Here is a 26,348-nt window from a genome sequence, read left to right on the forward strand (position 1 = left end):
ATCGAGGCCGCCGAGCGTTCGGCGGCGCTTTAACACGTTTTGAGGATTTGACCCATCATGCAACGCGAACTGAGGCAGGCCCTGAATACGGCCTATTCGCGGCTGAGGGACGGGCAGGCGGAACCTACCACGTTCGCAAGCAACTACGCACTGGGGCTCGGCATCGTCGTCGGCGGCCAAGCCTGCGGCGGGATGACCGAGCAGGAAGCGGCCGGCGAGCGCGCGCACCTGGGCATGCTCGCCGCCGTATTCGAAGTGCAGGCGCGGATACGCATCGATTCCGACGCGCATTGAGCGCGCGCCGGGCGCGCACAGGAAACGCACGACGCGCAACACATGACGCGATCCGGTGCTGCGCGAAATATTTAGGGGTGCGAAACGATGAAAATCGACGCACCCGTTCCCGTCCGTGACGCGGCTCAGAGGACGGTATTCGTTTCGTGGAGACTCGGCAGCAAGCGGTCGAACTCGCGCTTCACGAGCCCGTAGCACTCGCAGGCGCGCGACTCGAGTCCTTTGCGGTCAAGCACCTTGATGTGCCCGCGGCTGTGATGAATCAAGCCTTGGCTATGCAGCTTGCCGGCGGCTTCGGTGATCCCTTCGCGCCGCACGCCGAGCATATCGGCGATCAACTGCTGCGTCACGGCCAGCTCGTCCGTCGCGGCGCGGTCGATCTCGATCAGCAGCCACCGGCATAGTTGCTTGCTCAACGAATGGTGCCGATTGCAAGCGGCCGTCTGTGCGACTTGAGTCAGCAGGGCCTGCATGTAGAGCAGCATCAGCCGGCGCAGCAAATCGGAGCGCGCGATCTCTTGCTTGAGTTGTTGCGCGCTCATCCGATAGGCGAAGCCCGAGCATTGCACTTGCACGCGGCTGGGCATCGTTTCGCCGCCCGTGAGCACTTGCACCCCGGTCATCCCCTCGCGGCCCACCGCGGCAAGCTCGACCGAGCCGCCGTCTTCCATCATCGAGAGGATCGAAATGATCGCCGTGGTCGGGAAGTAGACGTGGTGGATCTTATGGCCGCAATCGCAAAGCAACTGCTCCGTGCGCAGATGGACCAACTCAAGATGAGGCGTCAGCGCCTGCCATTCGTGCGACGGCAGTGCGCCGAGCAGGTGATTGCCGTGAAGGTCGGATTGTAGCGTCAACATGATCGGTCCTCGATTCCTTTGCCGCGTCGTGCGTTGGAGCGCACGTGCTCTTGCGGCTTGTTCGTTACTGGGCCGGAGATCCGCGGGCATCGATGAAAAACGATTCGTCAGTTCGATGCCGGCGCGTCCCGGCGTCTTTTGGCCTTTCTCCCTGGCCGTTGCGCCGTCTGTGCGGCAGCGCCCGGTTTGTGGGCCCAGTTCTGCGAGGATCGTGCCAAGCCCTATCGCACCGAGGCTTTGCGCACGGCGTGCGAGGCTGCGTCGCGGTCAATGTGGGTTACCTCCGCTTTTTGTTTCAAATCTGCACCAATCGGCCTCCGCTTGGGCTTCTTGCAACGCACGTTGAACTAGATGCCTCAACTCGTTGATCGGCTTGATGTTTGACGGCACGCGCAGCGCCGTTCCCAGCCTTGCCTGCGCGGGCAGGGATGTGACGCGAGAGCGCCGCGGCAGCGGGAATTGATTCAGTTGTGTTGCACGGCGCACGCGGTGCGTCGCTGCGTTTCATTTCGTCGGACCTGGCTCACGCTGGATGGAGGCGGGGCCGCCCGCCGTGCCGTTTTAAACGAGGCGTATCAAGCATGATCGGAGTCGTGCGCTGCGCAGCGGCAAGCCTCGGCGATGTTGCGCCTTCTTCTAAAAAGCGGTGCGTCGTAAATGACTCATTGTTGAGACATGGCCGAAATGCCTTGTCGCTGCGTGATTTCCCCAATGGCGAATGAAGTCTGTAAGGTGAGTGCGATGGCGAACGGTATTACGGTTGCGCGCGACGTACCGTTGCTGCCATAGCGATTCGTCGTATGTTGCTTCGGACAACGAAACGTCTCGCTCGTGGTCGAATGTATTGCGGGCGTGAGCGGCGTCATCGCAACTGCGGCGCCCTCGCGAAATTATGCAGGTGTCCGAAATAATTTGGAGCGCGTGGGCGCGCCGGCGATTAAGGTGTGCGGCCTGCACCTTTCATCAGAGGGATAACCCTGTTCAGGCGTTTCCCAATGGCGCGCCGTGACGGATCGAAGCACCGTATCGCTTGCCGGCCGCGGTTTGGCGGGAGGTGCGCAATGAATTTGGCTTTGAAGCGTCGCAGGGCGCATCGGGGGGAGTTATGGAGCAGGGCAAAGACCGTTCGCTGGTGAGCAAGGTCATGGACGGGCTCGTTAGCGGAATCGTCGAAGAGAAATACGGAGCGATTCTGCCGCCGCAGGACGTGCTATCGAAAGAATTCGACGTGAGCCGTACGGTCATGCGCGAAGCCCTATCGATGCTGCTTGCGCGCGATATGCTCGACGTCCGGCCTAAAGTGGGCACGCGTATCCGCTCGATGCGCGATTGGCGCATGATCGACGAAGACGTCGTGAATTGGCGCTTTCGCGCCAAGCCGGATCCGCAATTCATGCGCGACGTGATCGAGTTTCGAATGCTGATCGAGCCGCGCGCGGCCGGGCAGGCGGCGTCGCGGGCCAGCGTATCGGAAGTCGCGGCGATCCGCGAAGCGTTCGAAGTGTTTAAAACGCTCGCGCCGGGCGACGGCGGCTATCAGGCGGCCGACGAACTGTTGCACACGCGCATCGTTCATGCGAGCGGCAATCAGTTCTTCCAGCAAATGGCGGCCATCATTCGCGGCGCGTTATCGGCCACGCATCCGATGCTCAGTCAGAAGCCGGGGGCTTGGGAGATTTCGGTGCGCACGCATGAGCGGCTCGTCGAAGCGATCGAACGTCGCGATCCGAAAGAAGCCGAAGCGGCCGCACTCGCCGTCATCGACTTTGCAGCCGATGAAATAAGCCGCGAATTTTCCGTGGAAATGCCCAATCGCAGATAGCACGATGTGCATTCCATGCAAGACCGGCGGCACTGCGCGCCGGTCTTTTCATTTTTAGAAAGGATTAATTGAAATTCTCATTCCGCGAGAGAAACGCATTTCAATACCCGGCGTCTTGTCATGGCGAGATCCATTGATCTAGGACAATACGGTCGATGGCCAAATTGCTAGCCGACGACAATGAGGACGGGACACGACGTGAGTGAAGCGGAAGCGAGAATGATCGAATGGGGCATCGTGGGCGCGGGGCACATTGCGCATCGCTTTGCTCAAGGGCTCGCGCACGTGAGAGGTGCGCGGATCGCCCGCGTATGGTCGCGCCGCGCCGAAAGCGTGGACGCGTTCGTGCAGCGGCACGGCGGCGAGGCAAGCGGCAGCTTCGACGCGTTGCTCGCGAGCAACGTCGACGCCGTCTATATCGCCACGCTCAACGACAGTCACGCGCAATACGCGCGCGCGGCCCTCGCGGCCGGAAAGCACGTGTTGTGCGAAAAGCCCGCGACGCTGAACGTCCGCGAGCTCGAGGCGGTGCTCGAAACGGCGCGCGCTTCGCAACGCCTATTCATGGAGGCGATGAAGCCGCCGTTCTTTCCGCTGTATCGCAAGCTGCGCGAGCATCTGCGCGGCAATCCGATCGGGCCCGTCGGGCTCGTGCGGGCCGGCTGCTCGGTTGCCAACGTGCCGGCCGATCATCCATCGCTTTCGCTGGCCGGCGGCGGCGGTGCGCTGCTCGACATCGGCGTCTACGAGATGTTTCTCGCCGTCGATTGGCTCGGCGCACCGCTGGACGTGCAGACGTTCGGGCGGCTCGGGCCGTCGGGCGTCGATACCTTCGCGAGCGTGCACAGCCGGCACGACGCCGGCATTGCCCAGCTCTTTTGCGGGCTCGATTTGGACGGTCAGGGCGATGCGCTGCTCCTGGGGCCGCTCGGGCATGTATCGATTCACGAGAAATGGTGGAATCCCGTGCGTGCGACGGTTAGTTACGTGGGCGGCCGCGTGGTCGAGTTGGACGTGCCGTTCGAAGGCGGCGGGCTCAACTACGAGACGGAGCACTTTTGCGGATTGATTCGCGAGGGCGCGTTGGAAAGCCCGATCATGACGCATGCGAAGTCGCTGCAGATGCTTTCGATGCTCGATGCCGCGCGCGCGGCGCTCGGGCTCGTTTTTCCGACCGAGTAGGGCCGAAGTGCTACGATGCGGCCGTCGTGTCCGCCTCGCCGGGAAAACCAGGCTGACGGCGGCACGGCGTTCGGAATGGTCCAACGAGGAGCGGCTTGCATGTCCAAATATTTCGTCAATCTCTGGCGCTCGAACAAGAATCTCGTCGCGTTTCTGTTTCTGATGGTGCTGTTCCGCAGCGCGATCGCGGATTGGAACGTCGTGCCGTCGGGCTCGATGCTGCCGACGATTCGTATCGGCGATCGGATTTTCGTCGACAAAATGGCGTATGACTTGCGTGTGCCGCTCACGCATATCTCGCTCGTGCATCTGGCCGACCCGCAGCGCGGCGACATCGTCACGATCGACTCGAAGGCGGCGCATGAGCTGCTCGTCAAGCGCGTGATCGGCGTGCCCGGCGACGTGATCGCCATGCGCGACAACGTGCTGTATGTGAACGGGGCACCGGCCGACTATCGGTCGCTTGCCAAGGCTCCGATGCGCGACGCGCTATCGGGTGACGCCGTTTATTTGGCGGAGCGCTTCGACGGCGTGTCGCACGTCGTGCGCCTTTCGCCGATGGCGCCGAGCCCCCGCAGCTCGTTCGGTCCCGTGACGGTACCGGCCGGCGAATACCTGATGCTCGGCGACAATCGCGACAACAGCGCCGATTCGCGCTACTTCGGCTTCATCCCGCGCAAGGAGGTGATGGGGCGTACGCGGAACGTGGCGTTCTCGCTCAATCCCGATCGCTACTATCTGCCGCGTTTCGGCCGGTTCGGCGCGGCGCTCGACCAGCCGCTGGCCGCGAATTCGGCCACAGCCTCGAACGCAGCCTCGAAAGCGAACTGATTCAAAACCGGTTCAATGACGCGTGGGCAGCGCCAGCCGCCGCTCGTAGCGGTGCTGCGCCCATTCGAGCACCTGACAGAGCACCCAGTAGACGGCCGCCGCCGCGAGATAGAGCGGTAGAGGCTGATACGTCGACGCGATGATCTCCTGCGCGCTGCGCAGCAATTCCGTGACGGTGATGACCGACACGAGCGACGTGTCCTTGATCAGGCTGATGAGGCTGTTCGACAAGCTCGGCACGGCGATGCGCAGCGCCTGCGGCCCGATCACGTAGCGCAGCGTCTGGCGGCGCGACAGCCCCAGGCTATAGGCCGCGAGCCATTGGCCGCGATGAATGCCGTTGATCGCCCCGCGCATGCTTTCCGATAGATACGCGGCGACGTTGGCGGACAGCGCGATGACACCGGCCGGCGTCGGATCGAGCGAAATCCCGATACTTGGGAGTCCGTAATAAATGACGAAGATCTGCACGAGCAGCGGCGTGCCGCGCATCAGGCTCACGTAGACGCGCGCGATCCAATTGAGCGGCTTGCTGTGGCTGATCCCCATCAGCGCGAGGACGACGGCTGCGATCAGCCCGAAGATCATCGATAGGACGGCGAACTTGACCGTCAAGACGGCGCCCTGCGCGAGCACGGGCATCGATTGAACGAGCAGGGTGGTGGTGGACATGACGTTTATTGTTGAGGGCCGCTAGCGAATCGGCGACATTGCCAAAGGCGCGGCAGCGCACATGATATACGTGCCGAAAACAGCGCGCGCGCAAGCGGTTGCAGTTGCACTTGGCCGGCGCGGCGAACCCGGCAGATACAAAAACGAAGGGCGGCATCTGCGCGATGCCGCCCTCGTGCGTTCAAGCTAGGTGCCTGCCGGCGTCGTCGTTACTTGGCTGCCGGCTTGCTCACATCGATACCGAACCACTTGTCGGAGATCTTCGCGAACGTGCCGTCGGCTTCGAGCTGCGTCATCGCGTCGTCGATCGCCTTCGCGAACTTCGGGTTGCCCTTCTTGAACGGAATAGCCGACGGCGGCGCCGACCCGACCATCGCACCCGGACGCAGCGGCAGTTGCGCGTTCTTCAGCAAGTAAGCCACCATCAGGCGATCGTTGAGCGCGGCATCGAGCCGGTTCGACGCGAGGTCGCGCAGATACTCGGGCGCGCCCGGGTACGTCTTGATGTCGATGCCGCCGACGGCCTTGGCCATGTCCATGTAGTTCGTGCCGAGACCCACGCCGAGCTTATGCCCCTTGAGGTCTTCGAGCGACTTGAACTGCCGGTCGTCGTTCTTGCGCTGAATCAGCTCGGCGCCCGAGTACGTGTAAGCCGGCGAGAAATCGAGCACCTGCTTGCGTGCGTCGGTTGCGCCCACTTGATTGACGATCACGTCGAACTTGCCCGCTTGCAGGCCGGCGATGATGCCGCTCCATTCCGTCGTGACGAATTCGGGCTTCACGCCGAGCTTGGCCGCGATCGCCTTGGCGATGTCGACGTCGTACCCGACGAGTTCGCCCGTTTTCGTATCCTTCGAATCGAACGGCGGGAACGTGCCTTCGCAGCCGATGCGCAGCGTGCCGCGCGCCTTGACTTGATCGAGCAGATCATCGGCGTGCGCCGTGGCGGCCACGAAAGTCATGCCGATCACGCCGGCCGTCAGGATCTTCTTGAGCGTCGCAAACTTCATAGTTTCAGTCTCCTTTGCAAAGCAGCCCATGTGCTTTCGCGAGTGCGGCCATGATATCGAAGTAAGCAATCACGACATAAATATTGTTTGCTTATTTTTATATGCGGGAGGCCTGTGCGCGCGCGATCGATTCCACGCATTCGCCCACGAGCGCGGGGCCTCGATAGATGAAGCCCGTGTAAAGCTGCACGAGCGAAGCGCCGGCGGCGAGCTTCGCCACGGCATCCTCGCCCGACGCGATTCCGCCCACGCCGATGATGGCGACCGCTTCGCCCACTTGCGCGCGCAGCTTGCGAATGACGGCGTTCGACGCATCGAAGACGGGCTTGCCCGACAGGCCGCCGGTCTCTTCCGCATGCGCCATGCCCGTCACCGCCGCGCGGGACAGCGTCGTGTTGGTCGCGATCACGCCTTCGATGCCATGGCGCGTCAGCGTATCGGCGATCGCTTTGATCTGCTCGTCGTCGAGATCGGGGGCGATCTTCAGCGCGAGCGGCACGAGCTTGCCGTGCATATCGGCCAGACGCTGCTGCTTGTCCTTCAGCGCGCCGATGAGCGCATCGAGTTCGTTCGCGCCTTGCAACTGCCGCAGGTTCTTCGTGTTCGGCGACGAAATGTTGATCGTCACGTAGCTCGCGAACGGGTAGACCCGTTCGAGGCAGTACAGATAATCCTCCGCGGCGCGTTCGATCGGCGTATCGGCATTCTTGCCGATGTTCAGGCCGAGCGGCCCGCGATAGCGCGCGGCCTGCACGTTCTGGACGAATTGATCCACGCCCCGGTTGTTGAAGCCCATCCGGTTGATGAGTGCGCCGGCCTCCGGCAGCCGGAAGATGCGCGGGCGCGGGTTGCCCGGCTGCGCGCGCGGCGTGACCGTCCCTACTTCGATGAAGCCGAAGCCGAGCGCGGCGAGCCCGTCGACGCAGGCGCCTTCCTTGTCGAGCCCAGCCGCGAGACCGACCGGATTGCGGAAGGCGATCCCCATCACGGTACGCGGCAAATCGGGTACGTGCTGCCCCAGCAGGCGGGCGAGCCCGGTGCGGCCGGCGGCGCCGAGCATGCCGAGCGTGAGGTGGTGGGCGTCTTCCGCATCCATGCGAAAGAGGCGAGAGCGGACGAGCGGGTAAAGGGAGCTGAGCACTTGAGCGGTCGAGGGCGAAAAAAGAAAACCGGCTATTTTAGCGGTTTTGGCGGCGGTGCCGGCCGGCGCCGCGGCGGTTCCCCCCGGCACCGCGGGATAGCCGCTGCCTCGCGCGGTGCCCGCGTCGTTCGCTTCATCGCGCGTCGGCGGGGCCGGCTGTGTTGCCGGCATCGGGCTGCATCACGGCAAGCGGCGCCCAATGCCCGTCCACGAGCCCTTCGAGCGGCCGGAAATTCGCCTTGTAGGCCATCTTCGAACTCTCGCGAATCCAATAGCCGAGGTAGACGTACGGCAGTCCCAAGCTTCTCGCCTGCTCGATCTGCCAGAGGATGTTGTAGGTGCCGTAGCTCGCGTGCGGGGCGTCGGGCTCGAAGAAGGTGTAGACCGACGAGAGGCCGTCGCCGAGGATGTCGATCATGCTGACCATGCGCAGCACCCCCGCGTCGTTCGGCGCGTCGGGCGGCTCGCGGAATTCGACGAGGCGCGAGTTGATCCGGCTATGCAGCAGGAATTGTTCGTATTGGTCGCGGCTGTCGCGGTCCATGCCGCCGCCGGCGTGGCGAGCAGCCTGGTAGCGCATGTACAGCACGTAGTGCTCTTCTTCGTAGTGCAGCGGCGCGACCGAGGCGACGAGCGTTCCGTGCCGCTTCCAGACGCGCCGCTGCGTGCGGTTCGGCATGAACGCGGCCACGGGCACGCGCACCGGCACGCAGGCACGGCAGCCCTCGCAATAGGGGCGATACGTGAACACGCCGGAGCGGCGGAACCCTGCCTTGACGAGGTCGGTGTAGACGTCGGAGTTGATCAGGTGGCTCGGCGTCGCGACTTGCGAGCGCGCGATGCGGCCTTCCAGGTAACTGCAGGGATAGGGCGCGGTCGCGTAAAACTGCAGTGCGGAAAGCGGTGAAAGCGGCAGCTCATTCGGGTGAGTCATCGGCGGCTCTCAGTGCATTGTCCGTTGTTCTTACCACCGCCAGCGCCATCGGCGAGCGGCGCGGGCGTCAACCTACACCGCATGCGGCAGGACTTCGAGCAGCGCCGTCTTATCGAAGCGCCACGGGATGCGGGCCGCGGCCACAGCGGCGCGCACGTGGGACACGAACGTCTTGCGCGCAATCTCGCGCCCACCGAGGGACGCCAAATGCGGCGTATTCTGCTGGCAGTCTATCATTTCTATTTCGTGACGGCGCAGGTGGCCGACCAGCGCGGCCAGCGCGATTTTCGAGGCGTCGCTCACCTCGGCGAACATCGATTCGCCGAAGAACATGCGGCCGAGCGACACGCCGTAAAGCCCGCCCACGCGCTGACCGTCGAGCCAGGTTTCGATGCTGTGCGCATCGCCGATGCGATGCAGCGCCGCGTAGGCGTCGATGATCTCGGCCGTGATCCACGTGCCCCGCTGACCGCGGCGCGGTGCTTGCGCGCAGCGCCGCATGACGGCGGGGAAATCGTGGTCGACGCGAATCTCCCAGCGGGGATCGTGCAGGACGCGCCTCAGGGTTTTGCGCAGCGACGGCGAGACTTTGAACTCGCGCGGCAGCAGGACCATCCGCGGATCGGGGCTCCACCATAGAACGGGCTGGCCGTCCGAGTACCAAGGAAAGATGCCGTGCCGGTAAGCGTCGACGAGCCGCCAAGGCAGCAAATCGGAACTCGCGGCGAGCAGACCCGGCGCGCCGCTCGCTTGGCCGAGCGCGCGCTCGACAGGTGGAAAAGGATCGTCGGGGCCGAGCCAGGGGACCATTAGGACCTGCTCACGATGGGGGGCCGCGGAAGGGGGCGCGATCAGCCGTCACGCAGGGAGCGGAAGATATCGCCGGTGTGGAGTCCGAAGCTGCCGGCCGAGCGATCGGCGAAGAAAAAACGCAGCGTTTGCCCGACCGTTGGGAACGCGATGTCGTCCCAAGGGATCTCGGCCTCGTCGAACAGGCGCACTTCGAGGCTCTCTTCGCCGGCCGCGACGTCGAGATCGAGCAGCCGGGCGAGATAGAACAGGTGCACCTGGTGCACGTGCGGCACGTTCAGCAGCGAGAACAGGTGCTGTACCTCCACGCGTGCGCCCGCTTCCTCGAGCGTTTCGCGCGAAGCGGCCTCCGCCGTCGTTTCTCCCATCTCCATGAAGCCGGCCGGCAGCGTCCAGTACCCGTACCGCGGCTCGATCGCGCGCCGGCACAGCAGCACCTTGTCTTCCCAAACCGGGACGGTGCCGACGACATTGCGCGGATTCTGATAATGCACGGTGCCGCAGCTTTCGCAAACGAAACGCTCGCGGTTGTCGCCGGGGGGAATGCGTAAGCTGACGGCTTGGCCGCAGACGGAGCAGAATTTCATAGGGAGGGTGCGGAACAGGGTGATGCGAGTGTATCACCGGGCGCGCCGCGTGCTGCGCGCCGGCGTTATGTTCGGACGTCGTGCAGGACGATGAAAAAAGCCGGGCTCATTCGGCCCGGCTCATGCGGATCTGCAGTGGATGCGCGGTTAGCGCGCGGCCGATGCGTTCAGCCGAACAGCTTCATCGCCTGGGTCAGCGTATTGACGACACCCCATGTCAGCGGGATGAGGACGTAGGCCCAAAAGACGATCAAGCCGACGGCACTGGTTTGCCGCGTGGTTTGCGTGGCGTTTTGCATCGTTCTATCTCCTTAGCGCTCTGCCGCGAGTTGCGCGTCGCTCATGTGGTGCTGGGCGTCGACGCGCTTGACGAGCAGGTTGCAAACGAAGCCGACGACGAGCAGCACGGTCATGATGTGAACCGTCATCGTGTAGGCATCGGCTTTGGCCACGCCATGGGCGACTTCGTAGGCGCGGATGTAGTTGACGAGAACCGGGCCGGCGATGCCCGCCGCGGCCCAGGCGGTGAGCAGGCGTCCGTGGATGCCGCCGACGAACGCCGTGCCGAACAGATCGGCCAGATACGCCGGAACCGTGGAGAATCCGCCGCCGTACATCGACAGGATCACGCAATACGAAAGCACGAACAAAGCGATGTTGCCCGACGTCGCGAAGCTCGGCACGAAGTAGTAGAGCAGGGCGCCGAGCACGAAGAACACATAGTAGGTGTTCTTGCGGCCCAGCTTGTCGGACGACGATGCCCAGACGAAACGTCCGCCCATGTTGAACAGCGAAAGCAAGCCGACGAAACCGGCCGCCGCCGCGGGCGTCACGGTGTTCTTGAAGCTCTCCTGAATCATCACCGATGCCTGGCCGAGGATCCCGATGCCCGCGGTCACGTTCAAGAACAGCACCAGCCAGACCAGATAGAACTGCGGCGTCTTCAAGGCACGATCGATGTGCACGTGATTGCGCGTGATCATCTTGTGGGCCGTGTCGGGCGGCACCCAGCCTTCCGGTTTCCAATCGACGGGCGGGACGCGAATCGCGAGCGCGCCGATCGTCATCGAGATGAAGTAGGCGATGCCGAGCACGACGAAGGTTTCCGCCACACCCACGCTCGTCGCGCTTTTGAAATGATTCATCAGCGCGACCGACAGCGGCGCGGCGATCATCGCGCCGCCGCCGAAGCCCATGATCGCCATGCCGGTGGCCATGCCGCGGCGATCCGGGAACCAGCGGATCAGGGTCGACACAGGCGAGACGTAGCCGAGGCCGAGTCCGATCCCGCCGATCACGCCGTAACCGAGGTACAGCAGCACGATTTGATGCAGCCAGACGCCGAGCGCGGAAATCAGGAACCCGCCGCCGAAGCAGCATGCGGCCGTCAGCATCGTGCGGCGCGGCCCCACGTGCTCGAGCCATTTGCCGGCGAATGCGGCCGACAGCCCGAGGAAGAAGATCGCCAGCGAGAAGATCCAGCCGAGCGTGGTCAGCGACCAGTCGCCGGGGGCCGACTGGGTGATGCCGATCACCTTCGTCAGCGGTCCGTTGAACACCGAGAACGCATAAGCCTGGCCGATGCACAGATGCACGGCCAGTGCGGCCGGCGGCACCATCCAGCGCGAAAACCCGGGTTTGGCGAGGATCGCTTGTTTAGAAAGGAACGGCGGCGAGCCGGCGAGGCCAGTCGAATCGGTCGTGCTCACAGGGGGTCTCCGTGTTGTCGTTGGGGGCGGCAGACCGATGTGGCGATGGCTGCGCGACCGCTTACGTTTTACTGTGATGACTTGTCATACTTTTTCCTGCGCGTCTAACGATAGGAGCGCAAGCGGGCGCGTGCAATAGGAAACGGGAATGCATAAAGGCCCCGGGATGCCGGTTTGCCGACAAGTGGGATAACCGCGAGGTATGCGGCGGAGGAGGGAGCTGGAGGGAAAAAGCGGACGGCAGAAAACAAAAAAGCCCGATCATGGGATCGGGCTTCGATGCTACGCGGTGCGCCTAAAAGAACGCTTCCGCGCTTATCTTTCTGCTTCTTTCGTTATCGCCGCGCTTTGGCGTGAGCGTTTGAAGCTTCGCTTGGGACTTGGTTGCGGGGGTAGGATTTGAACCTACGACCTTCGGGTTATGAGCCCGACGAGCTGCCAGACTGCTCCACCCCGCGTCCGTCGAAAGATGAGATTATAGGGGAAACCATGAGGTCGTGCAACAGGTTGCAACCGAAAAATTGGAAGCAACCGAAATGGCGGCGGCGAACAAATGCAAATGCGCGGCGGGTTTGCGAACCTAGCCCTGTCATCCAGTACGCTAGAATCGGCCCATGAACCTCGAACACGACCTCCAAGCCATCGCGCATCAAGAGCGCACCCTCGTTTTTCCGCGATTCGATTCGGCGCGCGCGTGGAAGATCGGCACGTTCTTGCGCGAGCTGGCGATCGCGCGCAACCACGTCATCGCCATCGACGTTCGCACGTTCGGATTGCCGCTCTTCTTCGCCGCAGTTGACGGCACAGCGCCCGACAATTCGGCATGGGTGAGGCGCAAGAGCAACGTCGTCGCGCACTTTCGGCGCAGTTCGTATGCGGTCGGGCTGCGCTTGCAGCAGACCAACGCGACGCTGGTGGACAAGTACGGCTTGCCCCCCGCCGAGTATGCGGCGGCCGGCGGTTCGTTTCCGATCACGCTCGCAGGCGTCGGCGCGATCGGCTCCGTCACCGTTTCGGGGCTCTCGCAGCGCGCCGATCACGAACTCATCGTCGAAGCGCTTTGCGCCGAACTCGAACACGATTTCGCCGCGCTGGCGCTCGACAAGGTCTGAGCGATGCGCGGCACCGGTTATGTCTGGCTCGCGATCGCGATCGTCGCCGAAGTCATCGGGACGTCGGCCTTGCGCGCGTCCGAAGGGTTCACGCGCTGGGTGCCCGCGCTCGTCGTGATTGCCGGGTACGGGCTCGCGTTCTACTGCCTGTCGATGACGCTCAAGTCGATGCCGGTCGGTATCGTCTATGCCATTTGGTCCGGCGTCGGCATCGTGCTGATCACGCTCGTGGCCATGGTCCTCTACCGTCAAATACCGGATCTCGCGGCCGTTGCCGGGCTCTCGCTGATCGTGGCGGGCGTCGTCGTCCTCAATCTTTTTTCGAACATGCAGGCGCATTGAGGCCTCGCCGCGGGTTTCACGCAGTACGGGTTCGTCCGCGATCCACGACCACACGGATGCCGGCTTTCGCTACGGCTTGCCGGCTTTCTTCTCCCTCGGGCGTGGAAGCGTCTTCCCATATGCTGATGGCGCGCGACCAATCGATGCTGCTGTTCGCGGCGTAGTCGAACCAAGCGGTCGATGCGTCCGCCTCGGAGATCGGGCGGTCTTGGAAAAAGTAGGTGTCCATGGCCGTGCGCCAGCAAGAATCGGGCATGGTCTAACGCGGCGGGTCCTGCTCCCGTGCGGTGCGCTCCCATGCTACCTTTTGCGTCTCTCGACACTCTCCGATCGCCGCTCATGTCCAAGCCTGAACCGAGTCTCGTCGAATGCGACGAGGTGCGCACCCGAGTCGACAACCGTATCGGTTTCATCGAGTTGAATCGCCCGCAAGCGCTCAACGCGTTGTCTCTTCCGATGATTCGCGCGATGCACGCCGCGCTCGACGCCTGGCGCGACGATCCGCGCGTGCTCGCCGTCGTCGCGCACAGTGCGCATGCTCGCGCGTTCTGCGCCGGGGGCGACGTGCGCTACTTCTACGAGGCGGGACGCCGTGGCGACGTCGCCGCGCGCGATGCGTTTTTCACCGAGGAATACGCGCTCGACCACGCGATCTTCACCTACGGCAAGCCCTATATCGCGCTGATGCAAGGCGTCGTCATGGGCGGCGGCATGGGCATTTCGCAGGGGGCGCACCGCACGGGCGGACTGCGCATTGTCAGCGAGACGACGAAAATGGCGATGCCCGAGACGCGTATCGGCTTGTTTCCGGATGTGGGCGCGGGTTGGTTCCTGGCGCGCACGCCCGGAGCGATCGGGCGTTATCTGGCCGTGACGGGCTCGACGATCGATGCGGCCGACGCGCTCTATGCCGGGTTGGCCGATGCTTATCTCGATACGTCGGCCATCCCGGCGCTGATCGAGGCGCTCGCCTCCGCTCAATTCGCCGATGCGAAGGATGTGCTGGCCTGCGTCGAGGGGTTCGCGAGCCGCACGGCGCCGCCGCTGGCGCGGCCTGGCGAAGGCGGCCGCTCGGTGACGCTATCGCTCGCCGCGACGCGGACGTGGATCGATCGGCATTTCGCCCAGCCCGATGTGACCAGTATCGTCGAGTCGCTCGAGGCCGAGACTGAGCCCGGCGCGCGCGAATGGGCGCAGGAAACGATTCGCGTCATGCGTGAGCGCTCGCCGCTGTCGATGGCCGTTTCGCTCGAAGTGGTCGCGCGCGCGGAAGGGCCGATGTCGGATTGTCTAAGACGCGATCTCGACTTGACGCGTTCGATTTTCGATCACGGGGATATCGTCGAAGGGGTGCGCGCCCGGATCGTCGACAAGGACGATCGCCCCGTATGGCGCATTGCACGTATCGAAGACGTGACGCGCGCCGAAGTCGAGAACATGTTCGTCAGCGCATGGACGCCCGATACGCATCCGCTGCGTCATTTGCTAGGGTAGGCTAGCGGGCTAGAGTAGGACGCGGCCGATCGGCTTTGTCGGCCTCGAGCCGTTCCCGCCGCGATCGAAGCCGGCCGCCGTGGCTCCGTGCTTCGTATCGAGAATCCCGCCCGTGCTCAGGATTCCTCTTCCGCCGGGCGCATGAAAGCGCGCATGAACACGAGTGCGCCCCAGCCCCAGACCGCGTTGGCGGCGAAGCCCACCGAGAGTCGCGGCAGCATGTTGCCGCTCGGCCAGATGCCGCGCGCCGGATCGACCATGAAGACGCGCGCCGCCGTGAGGACAATGCCGCCGAACACGAACGCCTGCACCCATGGGGCCGCCCGTTCCGGGGAGACGCGCAGCAGCCACGCCATCAGCACGGCCCACGCCGCGCTCCAGATCGCATTCGCAATGAACTCGGGCATGCCGAGCGGCACGAACGGATCGGTCGAAAAGCCGGTCGCGGCGATCAAGCCGGCCGCATGCAGCATGGCGAGCGTGGCTTCCCGGAAAAACAGCGCGGCGAGAAATCCCGAGGCGAAAGGCAGAATGATTTTTTGCATGTAGTACGGGGCGACCGCGCTCGAGGCAGGCAGCGGCGGGCGCAGCCTGGGCATCGGAGCGTGTTCGCGGGAATCGGAACGAGCGACATTATAGGCGGGCCATGCGTCGGCACCCGTTCTATGAGTGATGACTTCAGGTGTCATGCCCGGAAAGTGCTAAATTTAATTAGCGAGTTGCGCGTGATCAGGAGTGGGCGATGTCCAAATCATTGAGTCCCGAAGCGGTCGAGGCGCTGCGGCGCCTGGATGAAGTCGGCGTCGGCCAGACGCCGCCGCTCGTTTCGATGTCGATTGCGGCCGAACTGCTCGGTGCGGGGCTGGCCGACGAGAACAGCAGTGGTGCCATCGAAATCACTTGTGACGGGCGCAAGTACTTGTCCGGGGATTGCGATTAGGCGGCGTGTGCCGGATCGTGCGAGTGGGGCGGGTAGGAAAAGCAAAAAGCCCAGTCCGAAGAACTGGGCTTTTCAGAAATCTCTTTGGGGTGGCTGATGGGACTCGAACCCACGACGACAGGAATCACAATCCTGGACTCTACCAACTGAGCTACAGCCACCACTGAACTACTTGCCCTTCGCCGGCGTCGCCAACGAAGAAGCGAGATTATACGAATAGAATTGCCGCTTGCCTAGCCCCTCAGCCGATAATTTCGGACGGTTCGCGCAGATGACCGCGCGCCTCCTCGAAAATCGACAGATCTCGGGCCGCGAGCCGCTTGTTGTCCGAGAGCACGCGCCGCCATCCGCGAGCGCCGGCCACGCCTCGATACAGCCCGAGCGCATGGCGCGTGACGGCGCCGAGATACGTCCCTCGGGCAAGCTCGGCGGCGCAATAGTCGATGAGCTCCGCCTCCACTTGCTCGCGCGTCTTCGCTGGGTCCCCGCCGTAAAAGCGAGCATCGACATCGGCCAGCACGAACGGGTTGTGATAAGCCTCGCGGCCGAGCATGACGCCGTCGACGTGCTGCAGATGTAATTCGACTTCGTCGAGCGTCTTGATCCCACCGTTGATGACGATCTCGAGCGACGGAAAATCGCGCTTGAGCCGATAGGCATATTCGTACTTCAGGGGCGGAATCTCGCGATTTTCTTTCGGCGACAGTCCCTTCAAGATCGCATTGCGCGCGTGCACGATGAAAACTTCGCAGCCCGCATCGGCAATCGTCCCCACGAAATCGCGCACGAAGGCGTAATCCTCGACGGCGTCCACGCCGATCCGGTGCTTGACCGTCACGGGAACCGTGACCGCGTCGCGCATGGCCCGCACGCAATCGGCGACGAGCCGCGGCTCGTTCATGAGGCACGCTCCGAACGCTCCGCGCTGCACTCGCTCCGATGGGCACCCGCAATTGAGATTGATTTCGTCGTATCCCCATTGCTCGCCGAGCTTCGCGGCGCGGGCGAGATCGTCGGGCTCGCTGCCGCCGAGCTGCAACGCGACGGGCGCTTCCTCCGCCGTGAACGCGAGATGGCGTGCGACGTCGCCGAACAGCAACGCACCGGTCGTCACCATTTCGGTATAAAGCCACGTGTGGCGCGAAATGAGCCGATGAAAATAACGGCAGTGACGATCGGTCCAGTCCATCATCGGAGCGACGGATACACGGCGAGGACTGATTGGAGGGCGTGGCGACATGGCGAATAAGGCGAACGGCAAGCCCGTAATTTTACCTCAGCCGCTAGAATGGAGGCCGCGCGAAATCCGGCGATGCGTACGCACACGCCGCCGGGACCGCTGCGTGCCTTATAGGAGCTTTGGTCAATGAGCGACGGATTGTCCCGTCAGCGCCTCGCCGGGCGCGTTCTTCTCGTCTTGCTGCTGGCGACGCTCGCCGGGTGCAGTACTTGGTTCGCGCCGCCGCCCGCGCCCCCGCCCGAGCAGCCGGCCCCCGAGCCGGAGCCCGAAGCCACGCCGCCGGAACCGGCCTCGGAAGCCGCCTCCGCGCCCGTTGCCGCCTCGGCGCCGCAAGAAGCGCCCGAACACAGGCGCGTGGCGCCCAAGCCCGTTTATCGACCGCCGCGCAAACCTCATCCGGCGCCACCGCCTCCGCCGCCGAAGCCCGCCGCGCCCCCGCCGCTGATCGCGACGCGCACGCTGGCGGCCGACGACACGCACGGCCTGCTCGACACGCGCGTACAGCGCCCGGACGGCAAGATCATCGGCCGTGCCATCGATATGTTCGTCGATGCGGCTGGCAAGCCGCGCGAAATGCTCGTCAATCTGGCGGGCTTCATGGGGATCGGCGATCGCAAGATGCGCTTCCCATGGAGCGACTTCCGGTTCAACGCAAGTCAGCACAAGGCACCGATCACGCTCGCGATACCGGCGGGCGAAGCGCCCGCGGCAGCGGCGTCCAAAGGCAAGGACAACGGCGCGGGCAAACCGGCCGGAGCGGGCCCGAAGGATGCGCAGTGGCTCGGCGTGATCGATGCCACGGCCGAGCGCGGCAACGGCACGCGGGTCGGCCGGGTCGTCGACGTGCTGATCGACAATCGCGGCGAGCCGCAGGCGGCCGTCGTCGATGTCGGCAGCCTGATCCACGAGCGGCGCAGCATCGCGGCCGACTGGTCGGCGCTGCATTTCGTGCCGAAAGACAACGCACTCACGCTGCAATCGGATCTATCGGACGCCCAGATCAATGCGGCACCGCCGTACGAGCCGAACCTGCCGATACGCACCGTCGCGCCGGCCGCGGCCGATGCCGCCTCGGCCGGCCATCCTACAAGGTAACGAACGCGCAGATGGCAATTAAACGAAGTCTTCGTGCGCTCGATTGGCTGAACTTCTTTCTGGCCAATGTCCAGACGGGGTTCGGACCATTCATCGCGTCTTACCTGACCGCCAACAAGTGGACGCAAGGCGAGATCGGCGTCGCCTTGAGCGTCGGTACCGCCACGGCGATGCTGAGCCAGGTACCCGCCGGCGCGCTAATCGACGCGTTGCGCAACAAAAAGGGCGCCGGCGCCGCTGCGATCGTGGCGATCGCAGCGTGCGCGCTGCTGCTCGCGGCAAGTCCCACCCTGCTGCCCGTGCTGGCCGCCGAGGTTTTCCACGGCTTTGCGAGTTGCATGCTGACGCCCGCGATCGCAGCCATTTCGTTCGCGCTGGTCGGGCGCCATGCCTTGGGCGATCGGCTCGGCCGCAATGCGCGCTTCGCCTCGATCGGCAGCGCGTTCGCAGCCGCCGCGATGGGGGCGTTCGGCGAATATTCGTCGGCCCGCGCGGTGTTCTGGCTGACGGCCGCCTTGACGGTGCCGGCGCTGTTTGCGCTGACGATGATCGAGGATACGGGCCGCGCTGCGCTCGCCAATCTCCGCGAACCGGACGCACCTGCCGCGCCGAGCCCACCGGTACCCGCCGCGCCCGAACATCGAGAAAGCATCGCTTCGCTGCTGCGCGACCGCCGCGTCCTGATCTTCGCCGCTTGCATCGCGCTGTTCCATTTGTCGAATGCAGCGATGCTCAATCTTGCGGCCGGGGAAGTCACGGCGCATATGACCGACAACGTGCAGCTCGTCATCGCGGCCTGCATCATCGTGCCGCAAATGGTGGTGGCCGCGATGTCGCCCTGGGTCGGCCGATCGGCCGAGCGCTGGGGGAGGCGCCCGTTGCTGGTATTCGGATTTGCCGCGCTGCCGATCCGCGCGCTGCTATTCGCCGGCGTCTCGAGCCCCTACCTGCTCGTGCCCGTGCAGCTTTTCGACGGCATCAGCGCGGCCGTATTCGGCGTCATGCTGCCGCTAATCGCGGCCGACGTCGCAGGCGGCAAAGGGCATTACAACCTTTGCATAGGGCTGTTCGGGCTGACGGCGGGTATCGGTGCGACGTTGAGCACGCTCGCCGCCGGTTTCATCTCCGATCGCTTCGGCAACACGGTCAGCTTCATGGCGCTGGCGGCGGCTGGTGCGCTGGCGGTGCTGCTCGTTTGGGCAGCGCTGCCCGAAACGCGCGACGCGGACGAAACCGATTCGAGCGGGCAAGCCCACGAGCCGTCGACGACGTAACCGGGATAGCACGCTGGGCCGCACGTGAAGTCCGGCCCGGCGGCGACGCCTGATCCTCGGGGAGTAGGGCGGTTAGCTCGTAGCTTCCAGACGAACGACAGCGCGGCTTCCCGTTGCTTCAGCGTAGCGGGACAACGTGCGCAGCGACGGCATCGTGCGGCCGCTCTCCATGCGCGCGATGGTGGATTGGGTCGTCTGCATTCTCTCGGCCACTTGTTCCTGAGTCAGTCCGGCACGCACGCGTGCGGCGATGAGTTCGCGCGCGACAGCAAATTCGGGCGCCTGCGCGTCGTACTCGGCTTGTGTAGCCGGGTCCGCCAGCAGGCGCTTCTTCAGGGTTGCAAGGTTGGTCACCGTTCAGTCCTCCTTCATTCGGGTGTAGGCGGCCTCGATGGCTCGGCGCGGCGTCTTCTGCGTTTTCTTCACAAACACGTGCAATACAACCAGACGCTGCCCCGTCCCCCTGAGGTGCATGCGCATGTTTATTCCTGGTAGTAGATGCGCTCCGCGCAGCGTCGGTGCCCCAGTTTTTGGGCGCATCGATCGTAACGGCATCGTTGTTCCGTTCAACTCACGGCTAGAAAAATAGGACGGTTGTCCCGACACGGCGGAGGAAGGAGGGCCATCCGCCGCCCCCAAAGAAATCTCATAAAAAGCCCATTTCTTCGGACTGGGCGTTCTACTTTTGCGGGACGAGCTTGGGTCGTGCGGCGTGCTCAGATAGAGTGAAAACGGCAGGGAAGGCGATCGTTGCGGAGATCTGGACGTTTGTCGGCGAAGCACAAGCGGTACTCGGTGATGGCATAGTTTCCAGGGAGCCGTCCATGGCCGTTTTAGTTCGACATCGATCGCTATCGGCGAGCGCGCCCCGAGCGCAAACGCGTGGAGGGGCACCTGAAATTGGTAACCGCACGCTCCTACGCTCGTTCAGCAGCGTGTTTGGCGCGCCGGAAAGCTGTAAGCCATCGGGTTCGGATCTGATCGGGGCTTTCTTTCCTGAGGTCCGCGATTTCAAGTCCTTGGGTTTGGACCCGCTCGAGGCGGTCGCCTTTCAATCGCTGGCCGATCAGAATGGGTTCGATATCTTCGTGCGAACGGGAAACGCTTCGCGGGTAGCGAACGTCGGCCGCTTCGGGATGCGCCCCAAGCCGGCGGGCGTTTATCAGAAGACCAACAAAGCCGCTTCGTTCCCCGGAGTCGTGCTTTATCACGGCGAGGACGTCGAAAAGGGGAAAAAAGACGTCCGCAATATTCGCCGTCCGCACTCTACTCATTCGAAGCGTGCGTTGCGGGGTTTGCGCGCGCTCGCGCGCGAGCGACTGCGCCTGGACAAATTGGCGCCTGGCATATTCGGCGTGCGAGACAGCGCCGGCAACTTGATTTACGGCGACATCGACATTCACGGCGTCTATCGCCGCGCCGATGGGCAGCGGCGCGCGGATCGTGTCGGGGGCCTCACCTTCGTGCCGCTTTTCAACGCCAAATTGATGGAAACCGGGTTGTATGGGCCGTCGCTTCTCGCACATCGGAATGTCGCGCCGAAAGGGCCAGGCGCGAGGAAACCCGCACGGAAAACGCCCATGGTGACGAAGCGGTATGGGGTGCTGCCGCATCACCCCATTCAGCACGGCGCCCACGACGCGTGGGCGAAACGCAACGACACGGCGTATGCGGGCGGCGTGAATATGGGACCGCTGCCCGGCGTGATTCACTTCCAGCCCAACGCAAAGCCGCGCCACATCCCGACGGTCGCCGGCTACAAGAGGGTCCTGGAGTCGCTCGGCCATGGCAGAAACTACACCGAGGCCGCCTGGTTGAATGGGCACAAGCGAGACACCCTAGTCGCGCGACACGCCGGCCGATGATTTCGATTTTCCGTTGAGTTCCAAAAGACGCGCGCGCGGGCCGAGTGTCCCGGGGCCGCCAGCCCACGCTCAACAAGGCATGAGCCGATGCATCCCAGGTGGTACGATTCGTCCATTGGACGGCGTCGTCAAGACGATCGACGGCGCCGACGAGACCAACCCGAGAAACGAGCGAGCCAAGACATCACCATGGGCACACACAAGACCCACCCCAAACTCGAGCAAGCATTGACGCGAGGCGACCTCGCGATCCGGCAAGCGAATTCCGTGCGCGCGACGGCAGTGTTGCAAGCGTTGGCCAAGATGATCGTCGATGCCAGCGACACGATCGGCGTCGAAGCGTTCACGTCGATCCCCGACGGCGAACGTATCTACGATCCGGAGGGCGGCCTTTGGCCTCAGACGTTGCTGATTTCGCTCGATGGCCCCGTCGAAGAGGCTGATCCGGACGAAATCCGCAAAGTGTGGCTGCTGGCGGATACGCCGTCGGTCGTATTTCGCCTCGAATGGCAGCGTGCCGACGGCAAGGTCGGGCGGCACGAGGCGCGCCCGCTCGCGATGGTCGCTTTCATCAGCGATGTCGATATTCCCTGGAGCGACGACGAAGAGTGAAGTGGTGCAGCGTGCCCGTTGTGCGACGCGGCGCGCCGTCAGCCGATCGCAAGGGCGAGGGTGAGAAGCCGATGCGTCAACCTATCAACGCATCAGCCGGCGCCTGAACAGCGCGGCGCAGACGAAAAACGGCACGATCGCATACGCGGCGAGCACGCACAAATGCACGACGGCGCCTTCGAGCGGGCGCCCCAACATCGCCGCGCGAATCATCTCGACCGCATGCACGAGCGGCAAAACCGCCGCGGCGCGGCGGATGCCCTCGGGCAACTGCGCCAGCGGAAAGAAGACGCCCGACAGCAGCAGCATCGGCGTGAGCACGAGCGTCTGATAGAACATGAAGAAATCGTATGACGGCGCGACTGCCGTCACGATCATCGCGAGACTCGCGAATGCGAGCCCGGCCAGCGCGATGACAGGCAGGGCGAGCAGCATCGAAGGAAACTTCGCATAGCCGAGCAGCCCGGCGACGAGCATGATCGCCGCCCCGGACAACACCGCCTTGCTTGCCGCCCAGACGATTTCACCAACGACGATATCGCCGAGCGTCAGCGGCGTATGCATGATGGCTTCCCACGTTCTCTGCACGTGCATGCGCGAGAAGCCCGAATACATCGACTCGAACGTGGCCGACATCATGACGCTCGATCCGACCGTGCCGGCCGCCAGGAAGGCGATATAGGAAACGCCGTCGACATGGCCGACCATCAGGCCAAGCCCCAAGCCCAGCCCGAACAAGTAGATCATCGGATCGGCCAAGTTGCCGATCATCGAGGCGGCCGCGAGCTTGCGCCAGACGAGATAGTTGCGCCGCCAAACCGCGGCCCAGTTCGTCGCATTGGCGGGCAGCGCGAGCCGCCAGCGGCGCGCTTGCTCGGCCTTGGCCGTGCGGCGCGCGCGGGCCGGCGTGTCGTAAGGAGGGGCATCCATCGTTCAGTTCTTCCGTTCTGTTCAGCTTTCGTCAGCTTTCGTCAGCTTTCGTCAACGTTCGTCAACACGCTTCAATCCTGCATCTCGCGTCCCGTCAATCGCAAGAACACGTCTTCGAGATTCGCGGGCCGGTGTACGTACTTCAGGCCCGAGCGTCCCGCCAAACGCGCATTGACAGGAGCCGCGTCACGCACATAGCAAAACAGCGTTTCACCGCTGATCTCGGTGCGGGCGGCGAACGGCGCGAGTTCGTCGCGCAGCGCCTCGGGTGCCGCACCGTAGATTTCGATCACGTCGCAGCCGATTTCCTGCGCCACCAATTCGCTCGGCGCGCCTTCGGCGATTTTGCTCCCTTCCTCGATGATGCAAAGCCGATCGCAGAGCCGTTCCGCTTCCTCCATGAAGTGCGTCGTCAGCAAGATCGTCTTGCCGCGGGCGAGCAGCGAGCGCAACCGATCCCAGATCAAATGGCGTGCCTGCGGATCGAGCCCGGTTGTCGGCTCGTCAAGAATCAGTACGTCCGGGTCGTTGATGAGCGAACGCGCGAGCGTCAGACGCCGCTTCATGCCGCCCGACAACTCGCCGACGCGCGCGTCGGCTTTGCTTTCGAGGCGTGCGAATTCGAGCAGTTCGGGCACCATGGCGCGCGTCTTGCTCGCCGATAAGCCGTAGTAGCGGCCGAACACGAGCAGGTTTTCGCGTACGCTGAAATCGGGGTCGAGATTGTCGAATTGCGGCACGACCCCCACGCGTTGGCGCGCAAATCTCGCGCCGGACGGAATCGTCTGCCCACATAGTGAGATCGTGCCGGCGTCTGGCTCGACGAGCCCGAGCAGCATCTTCAAGGTCGTCGTCTTACCGGCGCCGTTCGGGCCGAGCAGGCCGAAGCACTCGCCGGCGCGGACGTGGAACGAGAGACCGTCGACGACCGCTTTATCGCCATAGTGCTTCACCACGTCGCGAAATTCGATTGTGTTATTGGACATGAGGACGGAGGAGAGGTACCGCACCGGTTCGATGCCGACGGTGCCTCATTCTATTGCATCGCGCTCGATTGCCTTGCGCCTGCACCGTGTGCTTTGCTGGTGCGACGCAGCGTTGCGCGCGGTCAGTGTGGCGGTGCGCAGGCATCCGGGCCGGCGGGAGCTAGGCGTTTTCCTAGCCTTGCAAGTCCGATTGCGTCGCACCATGATTGAAACGACGAACCGCGATTGGCGCGGGCTGGGAGGCCATGATGGCGAGCTATAACAAAATTCTACTGTGCTACGACGGGACTCGCGAAGGGCGTAAAGCGCTGCGATGCGGTGCCAACCTCGCACTCGACCTGAAGGCGGAAACGCATCTTTTGTCGGTTGTCGATATGCGCACGAGCATCGCGCAAAGCGCGGGGCTGTTGACGGACGTCGCATGCGGACGCTTCGAGGACGCCGCGCGCGAGATCCTTCAGGAGGGCGTCGACTGGTTGACCGAGCGAGGTGTGCAGGCCCATGGCCACTTTGCGTTCGGTCACCCGCTCGACGAAATTGCCAATCTTGCCCAGCAATTGCAGGTCGATCTCATTGTGGTCGGCCACCGCGCCCGCAACGGGCTGTCGCGATGGTGGATGGGTTCGGGCAATACGCATCTGATGGATCGCGTGACGTGCAGCATCCTCGTCGCGGTTTCGGCGCCGCACGAGCAGGAACCCGTCGAAGAGGCCGCACCGACGACCACGGCCGATAGCTCGCAGACCTAAGCCCTACGCCGCAAAGGCGATACCTTACGAGTTGAGCTCGACTGCGTCGATCTGCCACGAGAACCAGCCGCGGCGGTGAAAGATGACGCTGTAGGGCTCGCCGGCGGGCCCACTCGTGTACGTCACCGCGAACGTATTCATGTCTCGATAGCCGGCGCTTGCCTTGGCGCGCGGCTCCGCCGGTTGGGCGGCCGTGGCCGGCTGCTGCGAGGGTGTGGAGGATGCTTCCTGCGGCTGCGATGCCTGCTCGTCGCCGGCCGACGGCGGCACTTCGCCCGGTTTCCCGCTTGGCGGCATGCCCTTGAGCAGGGCGGCCACGCCGTCCGGCGTTGCGTATGCGTCAACGAGCGGGTTCACGAGCGCCATGCCGACGAGCGCACCGAGTGCGGCAAACGGATGCTGAAGCTTCTCTTTATCGACACGCCGGCTCAACATCTGCGTGACTTGCTCTTTGAGACTTGCCCGCAGCGCCGGATAGTCGACGTAGCGGTCGATCATGGCCGCGTTGCGTGCCTGGGCGGCATCACGCAGCCTGCTCAGCGCGAGGTAGGGCGACGCGTAAGCGATCACGACCAGCGCGAGTACGATGATGGCGATGCCGGTGACGACGGTAGCCGTCAACGGCTTTCGGGCATTGGAGCGGTTCTCGGTTGTCATGTGATGTCGGCCTTTATCGATGTTGAATGCTAATCGACAGCAACCGTGACAAAACGATCCCTAACCCCGAAACGATCCATCACGGTGAGTCAACCCCATTGCGCAGCGGCAGTGCCGGCGCGTTCGTCGTCGATGCATCGATCGATCATTTTGCAGACCGCGTCGATCGTGCCGACGAGGATCACGCGCGACGGCCCATGATAGACGCGCACGGGCGCCCGCCGTGCCGGTTCCGCATGCAATGCACTATTGAGCGAGACGCGCGCGAACGCCGGCAGCGCGGCAGGCTGCATGTTCGCGTGAGATGCGTTCTCGCTTTGCCGTGCTTCTTGAGCGACGCTGGCGGCTTCGAGCGGCGGGCACGGGATGACGCCGCGCAGATGGCGCAAACGGCCGAAAGTGCGGAAAGGCATGAGGCGGGCAAGGCGATCCATGGACGTCTCCCTAGCGTGTTCGGATGTCAGAATTCGGTCGGACGGATAAGGCCGACCGCGATGCCTTCGAGCGCGAAATCGGCGCTGCCGGCCTGCACGAAGATGTTCTCGTAATCGGGGTTCTCGGCAATGAGCTCGATCCCGTTCGGGCGCCGTTTCAGGCGCTTGACCGTCACGTCGTCTCCCAGCCGCGCGATGATGATCTGCCCGTCGCTCGCTTCGGTGCGCCTTTGCACGGCCAGCAAATCGCCGTCGAGGATGCCGGCGTCGCGCATCGACAGGCCGCGCACCTTCAGGAGGTAGTCGGGCTTGCTCGAAAACAGCGCCGGATCACAGGCGTAGTGCTGCGAGATGTGTTCTTGCGCGAGGATGGGGCTACCGGCGGCCACGCGGCCTACGAGCGGCAGCGACAGTTGCATCAGCGCCGGATGCGGCAGCGAGAATTGGTGGGGCATGTCCTCGGCCGCCAGCAATCGAATGCCGCGCGACGCGCCGGCGGCCAATTCGATGACGCCTTTGCGCGCGAGCGCCCGCAGATGCTCTTCGGCCGAATTGGCCGAGGAAAACCCGAGCGCCGCGGCGATCTCGGCACGCGTGGGCGGGAAGCCGCTGTGCTCGATCGACTGGCGGATCAAATCGTAAACCTGCTGCTGCCTTGCGGTGAGTTTGGTCATGGGATTCTTGGGCGCCACTGTATAGATAGACAGGTGGCTGTATTTTTATACAGTATTCGAAGGATTTCAAGCCCTATGTTGCGACCCCGTGG

Annotated in this window: 32 protein-coding genes and 2 tRNA genes; 13 read left to right on the forward strand and 21 right to left on the reverse strand. The window is 63.9% G+C overall.

What is annotated here, in order from left to right; all coding sequences use genetic code 11:
* Positions 1–57 precede the first annotated feature (57 nt).
* A complete protein-coding gene (locus DWV00_RS28945) occupies positions 58–294 on the forward strand; it encodes a hypothetical protein (RefSeq protein ID WP_115537056.1) in 237 nt (78 codons plus the stop codon).
* A gap of 125 nt (positions 295–419) precedes the next feature.
* On the opposite strand, the gene DWV00_RS28950 is transcribed toward DWV00_RS28945, so the two are convergent.
* The gene (locus tag DWV00_RS28950; protein WP_115537057.1) at positions 420–1,154 is read right to left on the reverse strand and encodes a Crp/Fnr family transcriptional regulator; all 735 of its coding nucleotides are present in this window, start codon (positions 1,152–1,154) and stop codon (positions 420–422) included.
* Positions 1,155–2,259: 1,105 nt separating this feature from the next.
* Here DWV00_RS28950 and DWV00_RS28960 point away from each other — a divergent pair.
* From DWV00_RS28960 to lepB, 3 genes are all read left to right on the forward strand, one after another.
* Positions 2,260–2,976 (forward strand): FadR/GntR family transcriptional regulator, encoded by a 717-nt coding sequence (locus tag DWV00_RS28960; protein WP_115537059.1) that lies wholly within the window; start codon positions 2,260–2,262, stop codon positions 2,974–2,976.
* Between the two features lie 180 nt (positions 2,977–3,156).
* On the forward strand, positions 3,157–4,158 hold the full coding sequence (locus DWV00_RS28965) for a Gfo/Idh/MocA family protein (protein ID WP_115537060.1): 1,002 nt from the start codon (positions 3,157–3,159) through the stop codon (positions 4,156–4,158).
* 99 nt (positions 4,159–4,257) lie between these two features.
* Positions 4,258–4,989 (forward strand): signal peptidase I, encoded by a 732-nt coding sequence (lepB, locus tag DWV00_RS28970; protein ID WP_115537061.1) that lies wholly within the window; start codon positions 4,258–4,260, stop codon positions 4,987–4,989.
* A 12-nt stretch (positions 4,990–5,001) separates the two neighbouring features.
* Here the strand turns inward: lepB and DWV00_RS28975 are convergent, their stop codons facing one another.
* The 9 genes from DWV00_RS28975 to DWV00_RS29015 all read right to left on the reverse strand — a co-directional run bounded on the left by DWV00_RS28975 (position 5,002) and on the right by DWV00_RS29015 (position 12,310).
* Positions 5,002–5,661, reverse strand: coding sequence for an amino acid ABC transporter permease (locus tag DWV00_RS28975; protein ID WP_115537062.1), 660 nt, complete (start codon positions 5,659–5,661; stop codon positions 5,002–5,004).
* A gap of 209 nt (positions 5,662–5,870) precedes the next feature.
* Complete coding sequence (locus tag DWV00_RS28980; RefSeq protein ID WP_115537063.1) at positions 5,871–6,671, reverse strand: transporter substrate-binding domain-containing protein; 801 nt, start codon at positions 6,669–6,671, stop codon at positions 5,871–5,873.
* A 97-nt stretch (positions 6,672–6,768) separates the two neighbouring features.
* Positions 6,769–7,812, reverse strand: a complete 1,044-nt coding sequence (locus DWV00_RS28985) for a quinone-dependent dihydroorotate dehydrogenase (RefSeq protein WP_115537161.1) — start codon at positions 7,810–7,812, stop codon at positions 6,769–6,771.
* 133 nt (positions 7,813–7,945) lie between these two features.
* Positions 7,946–8,746 carry an arginyltransferase gene (locus tag DWV00_RS28990; protein WP_115537064.1) on the reverse strand — a complete coding sequence of 267 codons (801 nt, stop codon included), beginning with the start codon at positions 8,744–8,746 and terminating at the stop codon, positions 7,946–7,948.
* Positions 8,747–8,818: 72 nt separating this feature from the next.
* Positions 8,819–9,556, reverse strand: a complete 738-nt coding sequence (gene aat / locus DWV00_RS28995) for a leucyl/phenylalanyl-tRNA--protein transferase (protein WP_115537065.1) — start codon at positions 9,554–9,556, stop codon at positions 8,819–8,821.
* A gap of 41 nt (positions 9,557–9,597) precedes the next feature.
* The gene (locus DWV00_RS29000; RefSeq protein WP_115537066.1) at positions 9,598–10,143 is read right to left on the reverse strand and encodes an NUDIX hydrolase; all 546 of its coding nucleotides are present in this window, start codon (positions 10,141–10,143) and stop codon (positions 9,598–9,600) included.
* Between the two features lie 167 nt (positions 10,144–10,310).
* Positions 10,311–10,442, reverse strand: a complete 132-nt coding sequence (locus DWV00_RS29005) for an MFS transporter small subunit (protein WP_115537067.1) — start codon at positions 10,440–10,442, stop codon at positions 10,311–10,313.
* 12 nt (positions 10,443–10,454) lie between these two features.
* Positions 10,455–11,852, reverse strand: a complete 1,398-nt coding sequence (locus DWV00_RS29010) for an L-lactate MFS transporter (protein WP_115537068.1) — start codon at positions 11,850–11,852, stop codon at positions 10,455–10,457.
* A 381-nt stretch (positions 11,853–12,233) separates the two neighbouring features.
* A tRNA-Met gene (locus DWV00_RS29015) sits at positions 12,234–12,310 on the reverse strand.
* 156 nt (positions 12,311–12,466) lie between these two features.
* On the opposite strand from DWV00_RS29015, the gene DWV00_RS29020 reads away from it, so the two are divergent.
* Together DWV00_RS29020 and DWV00_RS29025 are read left to right on the forward strand one after the other, a co-directional pair.
* A complete protein-coding gene (locus DWV00_RS29020; protein ID WP_115537069.1) occupies positions 12,467–12,964 on the forward strand; it encodes a heme-degrading domain-containing protein in 498 nt (165 codons plus the stop codon).
* Positions 12,965–12,967: 3 nt separating this feature from the next.
* Positions 12,968–13,306 (forward strand): DMT family transporter, encoded by a 339-nt coding sequence (locus tag DWV00_RS29025; protein WP_115537070.1) that lies wholly within the window; start codon positions 12,968–12,970, stop codon positions 13,304–13,306.
* Between the two features lie 16 nt (positions 13,307–13,322).
* Here the strand turns inward: DWV00_RS29025 and DWV00_RS29030 are convergent, their stop codons facing one another.
* A complete protein-coding gene (locus DWV00_RS29030) occupies positions 13,323–13,535 on the reverse strand; it encodes a hypothetical protein (RefSeq protein ID WP_115537162.1) in 213 nt (70 codons plus the stop codon).
* 110 nt (positions 13,536–13,645) lie between these two features.
* On the opposite strand from DWV00_RS29030, the gene DWV00_RS29035 reads away from it, so the two are divergent.
* Positions 13,646–14,800, forward strand: a complete 1,155-nt coding sequence (locus tag DWV00_RS29035) for an enoyl-CoA hydratase/isomerase family protein (protein ID WP_115537071.1) — start codon at positions 13,646–13,648, stop codon at positions 14,798–14,800.
* 116 nt (positions 14,801–14,916) lie between these two features.
* On the opposite strand, the gene DWV00_RS29040 is transcribed toward DWV00_RS29035, so the two are convergent.
* A complete protein-coding gene (locus DWV00_RS29040) occupies positions 14,917–15,345 on the reverse strand; it encodes a hypothetical protein (RefSeq protein ID WP_115537163.1) in 429 nt (142 codons plus the stop codon).
* Positions 15,346–15,542: 197 nt separating this feature from the next.
* Between DWV00_RS29040 and DWV00_RS29045 the strand changes: the two genes are divergently transcribed.
* Positions 15,543–15,740 carry a hypothetical protein gene (locus DWV00_RS29045; RefSeq protein WP_115537072.1) on the forward strand — a complete coding sequence of 66 codons (198 nt, stop codon included), beginning with the start codon at positions 15,543–15,545 and terminating at the stop codon, positions 15,738–15,740.
* 85 nt (positions 15,741–15,825) lie between these two features.
* Here the strand turns inward: DWV00_RS29045 and DWV00_RS29050 are convergent.
* Together DWV00_RS29050 and dusA are read right to left on the reverse strand one after the other, a co-directional pair.
* A tRNA-His gene (locus DWV00_RS29050) sits at positions 15,826–15,901 on the reverse strand.
* Between the two features lie 80 nt (positions 15,902–15,981).
* Entirely contained in the window at positions 15,982–16,980 is a 999-nt protein-coding gene (gene dusA, locus DWV00_RS29055) for a tRNA dihydrouridine(20/20a) synthase DusA (protein ID WP_115537073.1), read from the reverse strand.
* A gap of 126 nt (positions 16,981–17,106) precedes the next feature.
* On the opposite strand from dusA, the gene DWV00_RS34215 reads away from it, so the two are divergent.
* Together DWV00_RS34215 and DWV00_RS29070 are read left to right on the forward strand one after the other, a co-directional pair.
* Entirely contained in the window at positions 17,107–18,075 is a 969-nt protein-coding gene (locus DWV00_RS34215) for a PRC-barrel domain-containing protein (RefSeq protein WP_181885624.1), read from the forward strand.
* A gap of 11 nt (positions 18,076–18,086) precedes the next feature.
* Positions 18,087–19,349 (forward strand): MFS transporter, encoded by a 1,263-nt coding sequence (locus tag DWV00_RS29070; protein WP_115537075.1) that lies wholly within the window; start codon positions 18,087–18,089, stop codon positions 19,347–19,349.
* Between the two features lie 72 nt (positions 19,350–19,421).
* On the opposite strand, the gene DWV00_RS29075 is transcribed toward DWV00_RS29070, so the two are convergent.
* Positions 19,422–19,703: a helix-turn-helix domain-containing protein gene (locus DWV00_RS29075; RefSeq protein ID WP_115537076.1), complete on the reverse strand. Its 282-nt coding sequence runs from the start codon at positions 19,701–19,703 to the stop codon at positions 19,422–19,424.
* Positions 19,704–19,706: 3 nt separating this feature from the next.
* Positions 19,707–19,904, reverse strand: a complete 198-nt coding sequence (locus DWV00_RS35010; RefSeq protein ID WP_115537077.1) for a type II toxin-antitoxin system RelE/ParE family toxin — start codon at positions 19,902–19,904, stop codon at positions 19,707–19,709.
* Between the two features lie 170 nt (positions 19,905–20,074).
* Here DWV00_RS35010 and DWV00_RS29085 point away from each other — a divergent pair, with 170 nt between their 5' ends.
* Both DWV00_RS29085 and DWV00_RS29090 read left to right on the forward strand, forming a co-directional pair.
* Positions 20,075–21,214, forward strand: a complete 1,140-nt coding sequence (locus DWV00_RS29085) for a hypothetical protein (RefSeq protein WP_147297999.1) — start codon at positions 20,075–20,077, stop codon at positions 21,212–21,214.
* Positions 21,215–21,403: 189 nt separating this feature from the next.
* Positions 21,404–21,826: a hypothetical protein gene (locus DWV00_RS29090; RefSeq protein WP_115537079.1), complete on the forward strand. Its 423-nt coding sequence runs from the start codon at positions 21,404–21,406 to the stop codon at positions 21,824–21,826.
* A gap of 84 nt (positions 21,827–21,910) precedes the next feature.
* On the opposite strand, the gene DWV00_RS29095 is transcribed toward DWV00_RS29090, so the two are convergent.
* Together DWV00_RS29095 and nodI are read right to left on the reverse strand one after the other, a co-directional pair.
* Positions 21,911–22,756 carry an ABC transporter permease gene (locus DWV00_RS29095; RefSeq protein WP_115537080.1) on the reverse strand — a complete coding sequence of 282 codons (846 nt, stop codon included), beginning with the start codon at positions 22,754–22,756 and terminating at the stop codon, positions 21,911–21,913.
* Positions 22,757–22,827: 71 nt separating this feature from the next.
* Positions 22,828–23,742, reverse strand: coding sequence for a nodulation factor ABC transporter ATP-binding protein NodI (gene nodI, locus DWV00_RS29100; protein ID WP_115537081.1), 915 nt, complete (start codon positions 23,740–23,742; stop codon positions 22,828–22,830).
* A gap of 248 nt (positions 23,743–23,990) precedes the next feature.
* On the opposite strand from nodI, the gene DWV00_RS29105 reads away from it, so the two are divergent.
* A complete protein-coding gene (locus tag DWV00_RS29105; protein WP_115537164.1) occupies positions 23,991–24,491 on the forward strand; it encodes a universal stress protein in 501 nt (166 codons plus the stop codon).
* 24 nt (positions 24,492–24,515) lie between these two features.
* Here DWV00_RS29105 and DWV00_RS29110 read toward each other — a convergent pair whose 3' ends face one another.
* The 3 genes from DWV00_RS29110 to lexA all read right to left on the reverse strand — a co-directional run bounded on the left by DWV00_RS29110 (position 24,516) and on the right by lexA (position 26,256).
* Positions 24,516–25,148, reverse strand: coding sequence for a DUF2939 domain-containing protein (locus DWV00_RS29110; protein ID WP_115537082.1), 633 nt, complete (start codon positions 25,146–25,148; stop codon positions 24,516–24,518).
* A gap of 89 nt (positions 25,149–25,237) precedes the next feature.
* The gene (locus DWV00_RS29115; protein WP_115537083.1) at positions 25,238–25,582 is read right to left on the reverse strand and encodes a hypothetical protein; all 345 of its coding nucleotides are present in this window, start codon (positions 25,580–25,582) and stop codon (positions 25,238–25,240) included.
* Between the two features lie 26 nt (positions 25,583–25,608).
* A complete protein-coding gene (gene lexA / locus DWV00_RS29120; protein ID WP_115537084.1) occupies positions 25,609–26,256 on the reverse strand; it encodes a transcriptional repressor LexA in 648 nt (215 codons plus the stop codon).
* Positions 26,257–26,348 lie beyond the last annotated feature (92 nt).

This window comes from Trinickia dinghuensis (genome assembly GCF_003367175.1).
Lineage (GTDB): Bacteria > Pseudomonadota > Gammaproteobacteria > Burkholderiales > Burkholderiaceae > Trinickia > Trinickia dinghuensis.

Bases quoted from the DNA above. Each gene is read 5' to 3' on its own strand.
- DWV00_RS28945 (WP_115537056.1), top strand. From the start codon at position 58: ATGCAACGCGAACTGAGGCAGGCCCTGAATACGGCCTATTCGCGGCTG.
- DWV00_RS28950 (WP_115537057.1), bottom strand. From the start codon at position 1,154: ATGTTGACGCTACAATCCGACCTTCACGGCAATCACCTGCTCGGCGCA.
- DWV00_RS28960 (WP_115537059.1), top strand. From the start codon at position 2,260: ATGGAGCAGGGCAAAGACCGTTCGCTGGTGAGCAAGGTCATGGACGGG.
- DWV00_RS28965 (WP_115537060.1), top strand. From the start codon at position 3,157: ATGAGGACGGGACACGACGTGAGTGAAGCGGAAGCGAGAATGATCGAA.
- lepB (WP_115537061.1), top strand. From the start codon at position 4,258: ATGTCCAAATATTTCGTCAATCTCTGGCGCTCGAACAAGAATCTCGTC.
- DWV00_RS28975 (WP_115537062.1), bottom strand. From the start codon at position 5,661: ATGTCCACCACCACCCTGCTCGTTCAATCGATGCCCGTGCTCGCGCAG.
- DWV00_RS28980 (WP_115537063.1), bottom strand. From the start codon at position 6,671: ATGAAGTTTGCGACGCTCAAGAAGATCCTGACGGCCGGCGTGATCGGC.
- DWV00_RS28990 (WP_115537064.1), bottom strand. From the start codon at position 8,746: ATGACTCACCCGAATGAGCTGCCGCTTTCACCGCTTTCCGCACTGCAG.
- aat (WP_115537065.1), bottom strand. From the start codon at position 9,556: ATGGTCCCCTGGCTCGGCCCCGACGATCCTTTTCCACCTGTCGAGCGC.
- DWV00_RS29000 (WP_115537066.1), bottom strand. From the start codon at position 10,143: ATGAAATTCTGCTCCGTCTGCGGCCAAGCCGTCAGCTTACGCATTCCC.
- DWV00_RS29005 (WP_115537067.1), bottom strand. From the start codon at position 10,442: ATGCAAAACGCCACGCAAACCACGCGGCAAACCAGTGCCGTCGGCTTG.
- DWV00_RS29020 (WP_115537069.1), top strand. From the start codon at position 12,467: ATGAACCTCGAACACGACCTCCAAGCCATCGCGCATCAAGAGCGCACC.
- DWV00_RS29025 (WP_115537070.1), top strand. From the start codon at position 12,968: ATGCGCGGCACCGGTTATGTCTGGCTCGCGATCGCGATCGTCGCCGAA.
- DWV00_RS29030 (WP_115537162.1), bottom strand. From the start codon at position 13,535: ATGGACACCTACTTTTTCCAAGACCGCCCGATCTCCGAGGCGGACGCA.
- DWV00_RS29035 (WP_115537071.1), top strand. From the start codon at position 13,646: ATGTCCAAGCCTGAACCGAGTCTCGTCGAATGCGACGAGGTGCGCACC.
- DWV00_RS29040 (WP_115537163.1), bottom strand. From the start codon at position 15,345: ATGCAAAAAATCATTCTGCCTTTCGCCTCGGGATTTCTCGCCGCGCTG.
- DWV00_RS29045 (WP_115537072.1), top strand. From the start codon at position 15,543: ATGTCCAAATCATTGAGTCCCGAAGCGGTCGAGGCGCTGCGGCGCCTG.
- dusA (WP_115537073.1), bottom strand. From the start codon at position 16,980: ATGTCGCCACGCCCTCCAATCAGTCCTCGCCGTGTATCCGTCGCTCCG.
- DWV00_RS34215 (WP_181885624.1), top strand. From the start codon at position 17,107: ATGAGCGACGGATTGTCCCGTCAGCGCCTCGCCGGGCGCGTTCTTCTC.
- DWV00_RS29070 (WP_115537075.1), top strand. From the start codon at position 18,087: ATGGCAATTAAACGAAGTCTTCGTGCGCTCGATTGGCTGAACTTCTTT.
- DWV00_RS35010 (WP_115537077.1), bottom strand. From the start codon at position 19,904: ATGCCGTTACGATCGATGCGCCCAAAAACTGGGGCACCGACGCTGCGC.
- DWV00_RS29090 (WP_115537079.1), top strand. From the start codon at position 21,404: ATGGGCACACACAAGACCCACCCCAAACTCGAGCAAGCATTGACGCGA.
- DWV00_RS29095 (WP_115537080.1), bottom strand. From the start codon at position 22,756: ATGGATGCCCCTCCTTACGACACGCCGGCCCGCGCGCGCCGCACGGCC.
- nodI (WP_115537081.1), bottom strand. From the start codon at position 23,742: ATGTCCAATAACACAATCGAATTTCGCGACGTGGTGAAGCACTATGGC.
- DWV00_RS29105 (WP_115537164.1), top strand. From the start codon at position 23,991: ATGGCGAGCTATAACAAAATTCTACTGTGCTACGACGGGACTCGCGAA.
- DWV00_RS29110 (WP_115537082.1), bottom strand. From the start codon at position 25,148: ATGACAACCGAGAACCGCTCCAATGCCCGAAAGCCGTTGACGGCTACC.
- DWV00_RS29115 (WP_115537083.1), bottom strand. From the start codon at position 25,582: ATGGATCGCCTTGCCCGCCTCATGCCTTTCCGCACTTTCGGCCGTTTG.
- lexA (WP_115537084.1), bottom strand. From the start codon at position 26,256: ATGACCAAACTCACCGCAAGGCAGCAGCAGGTTTACGATTTGATCCGC.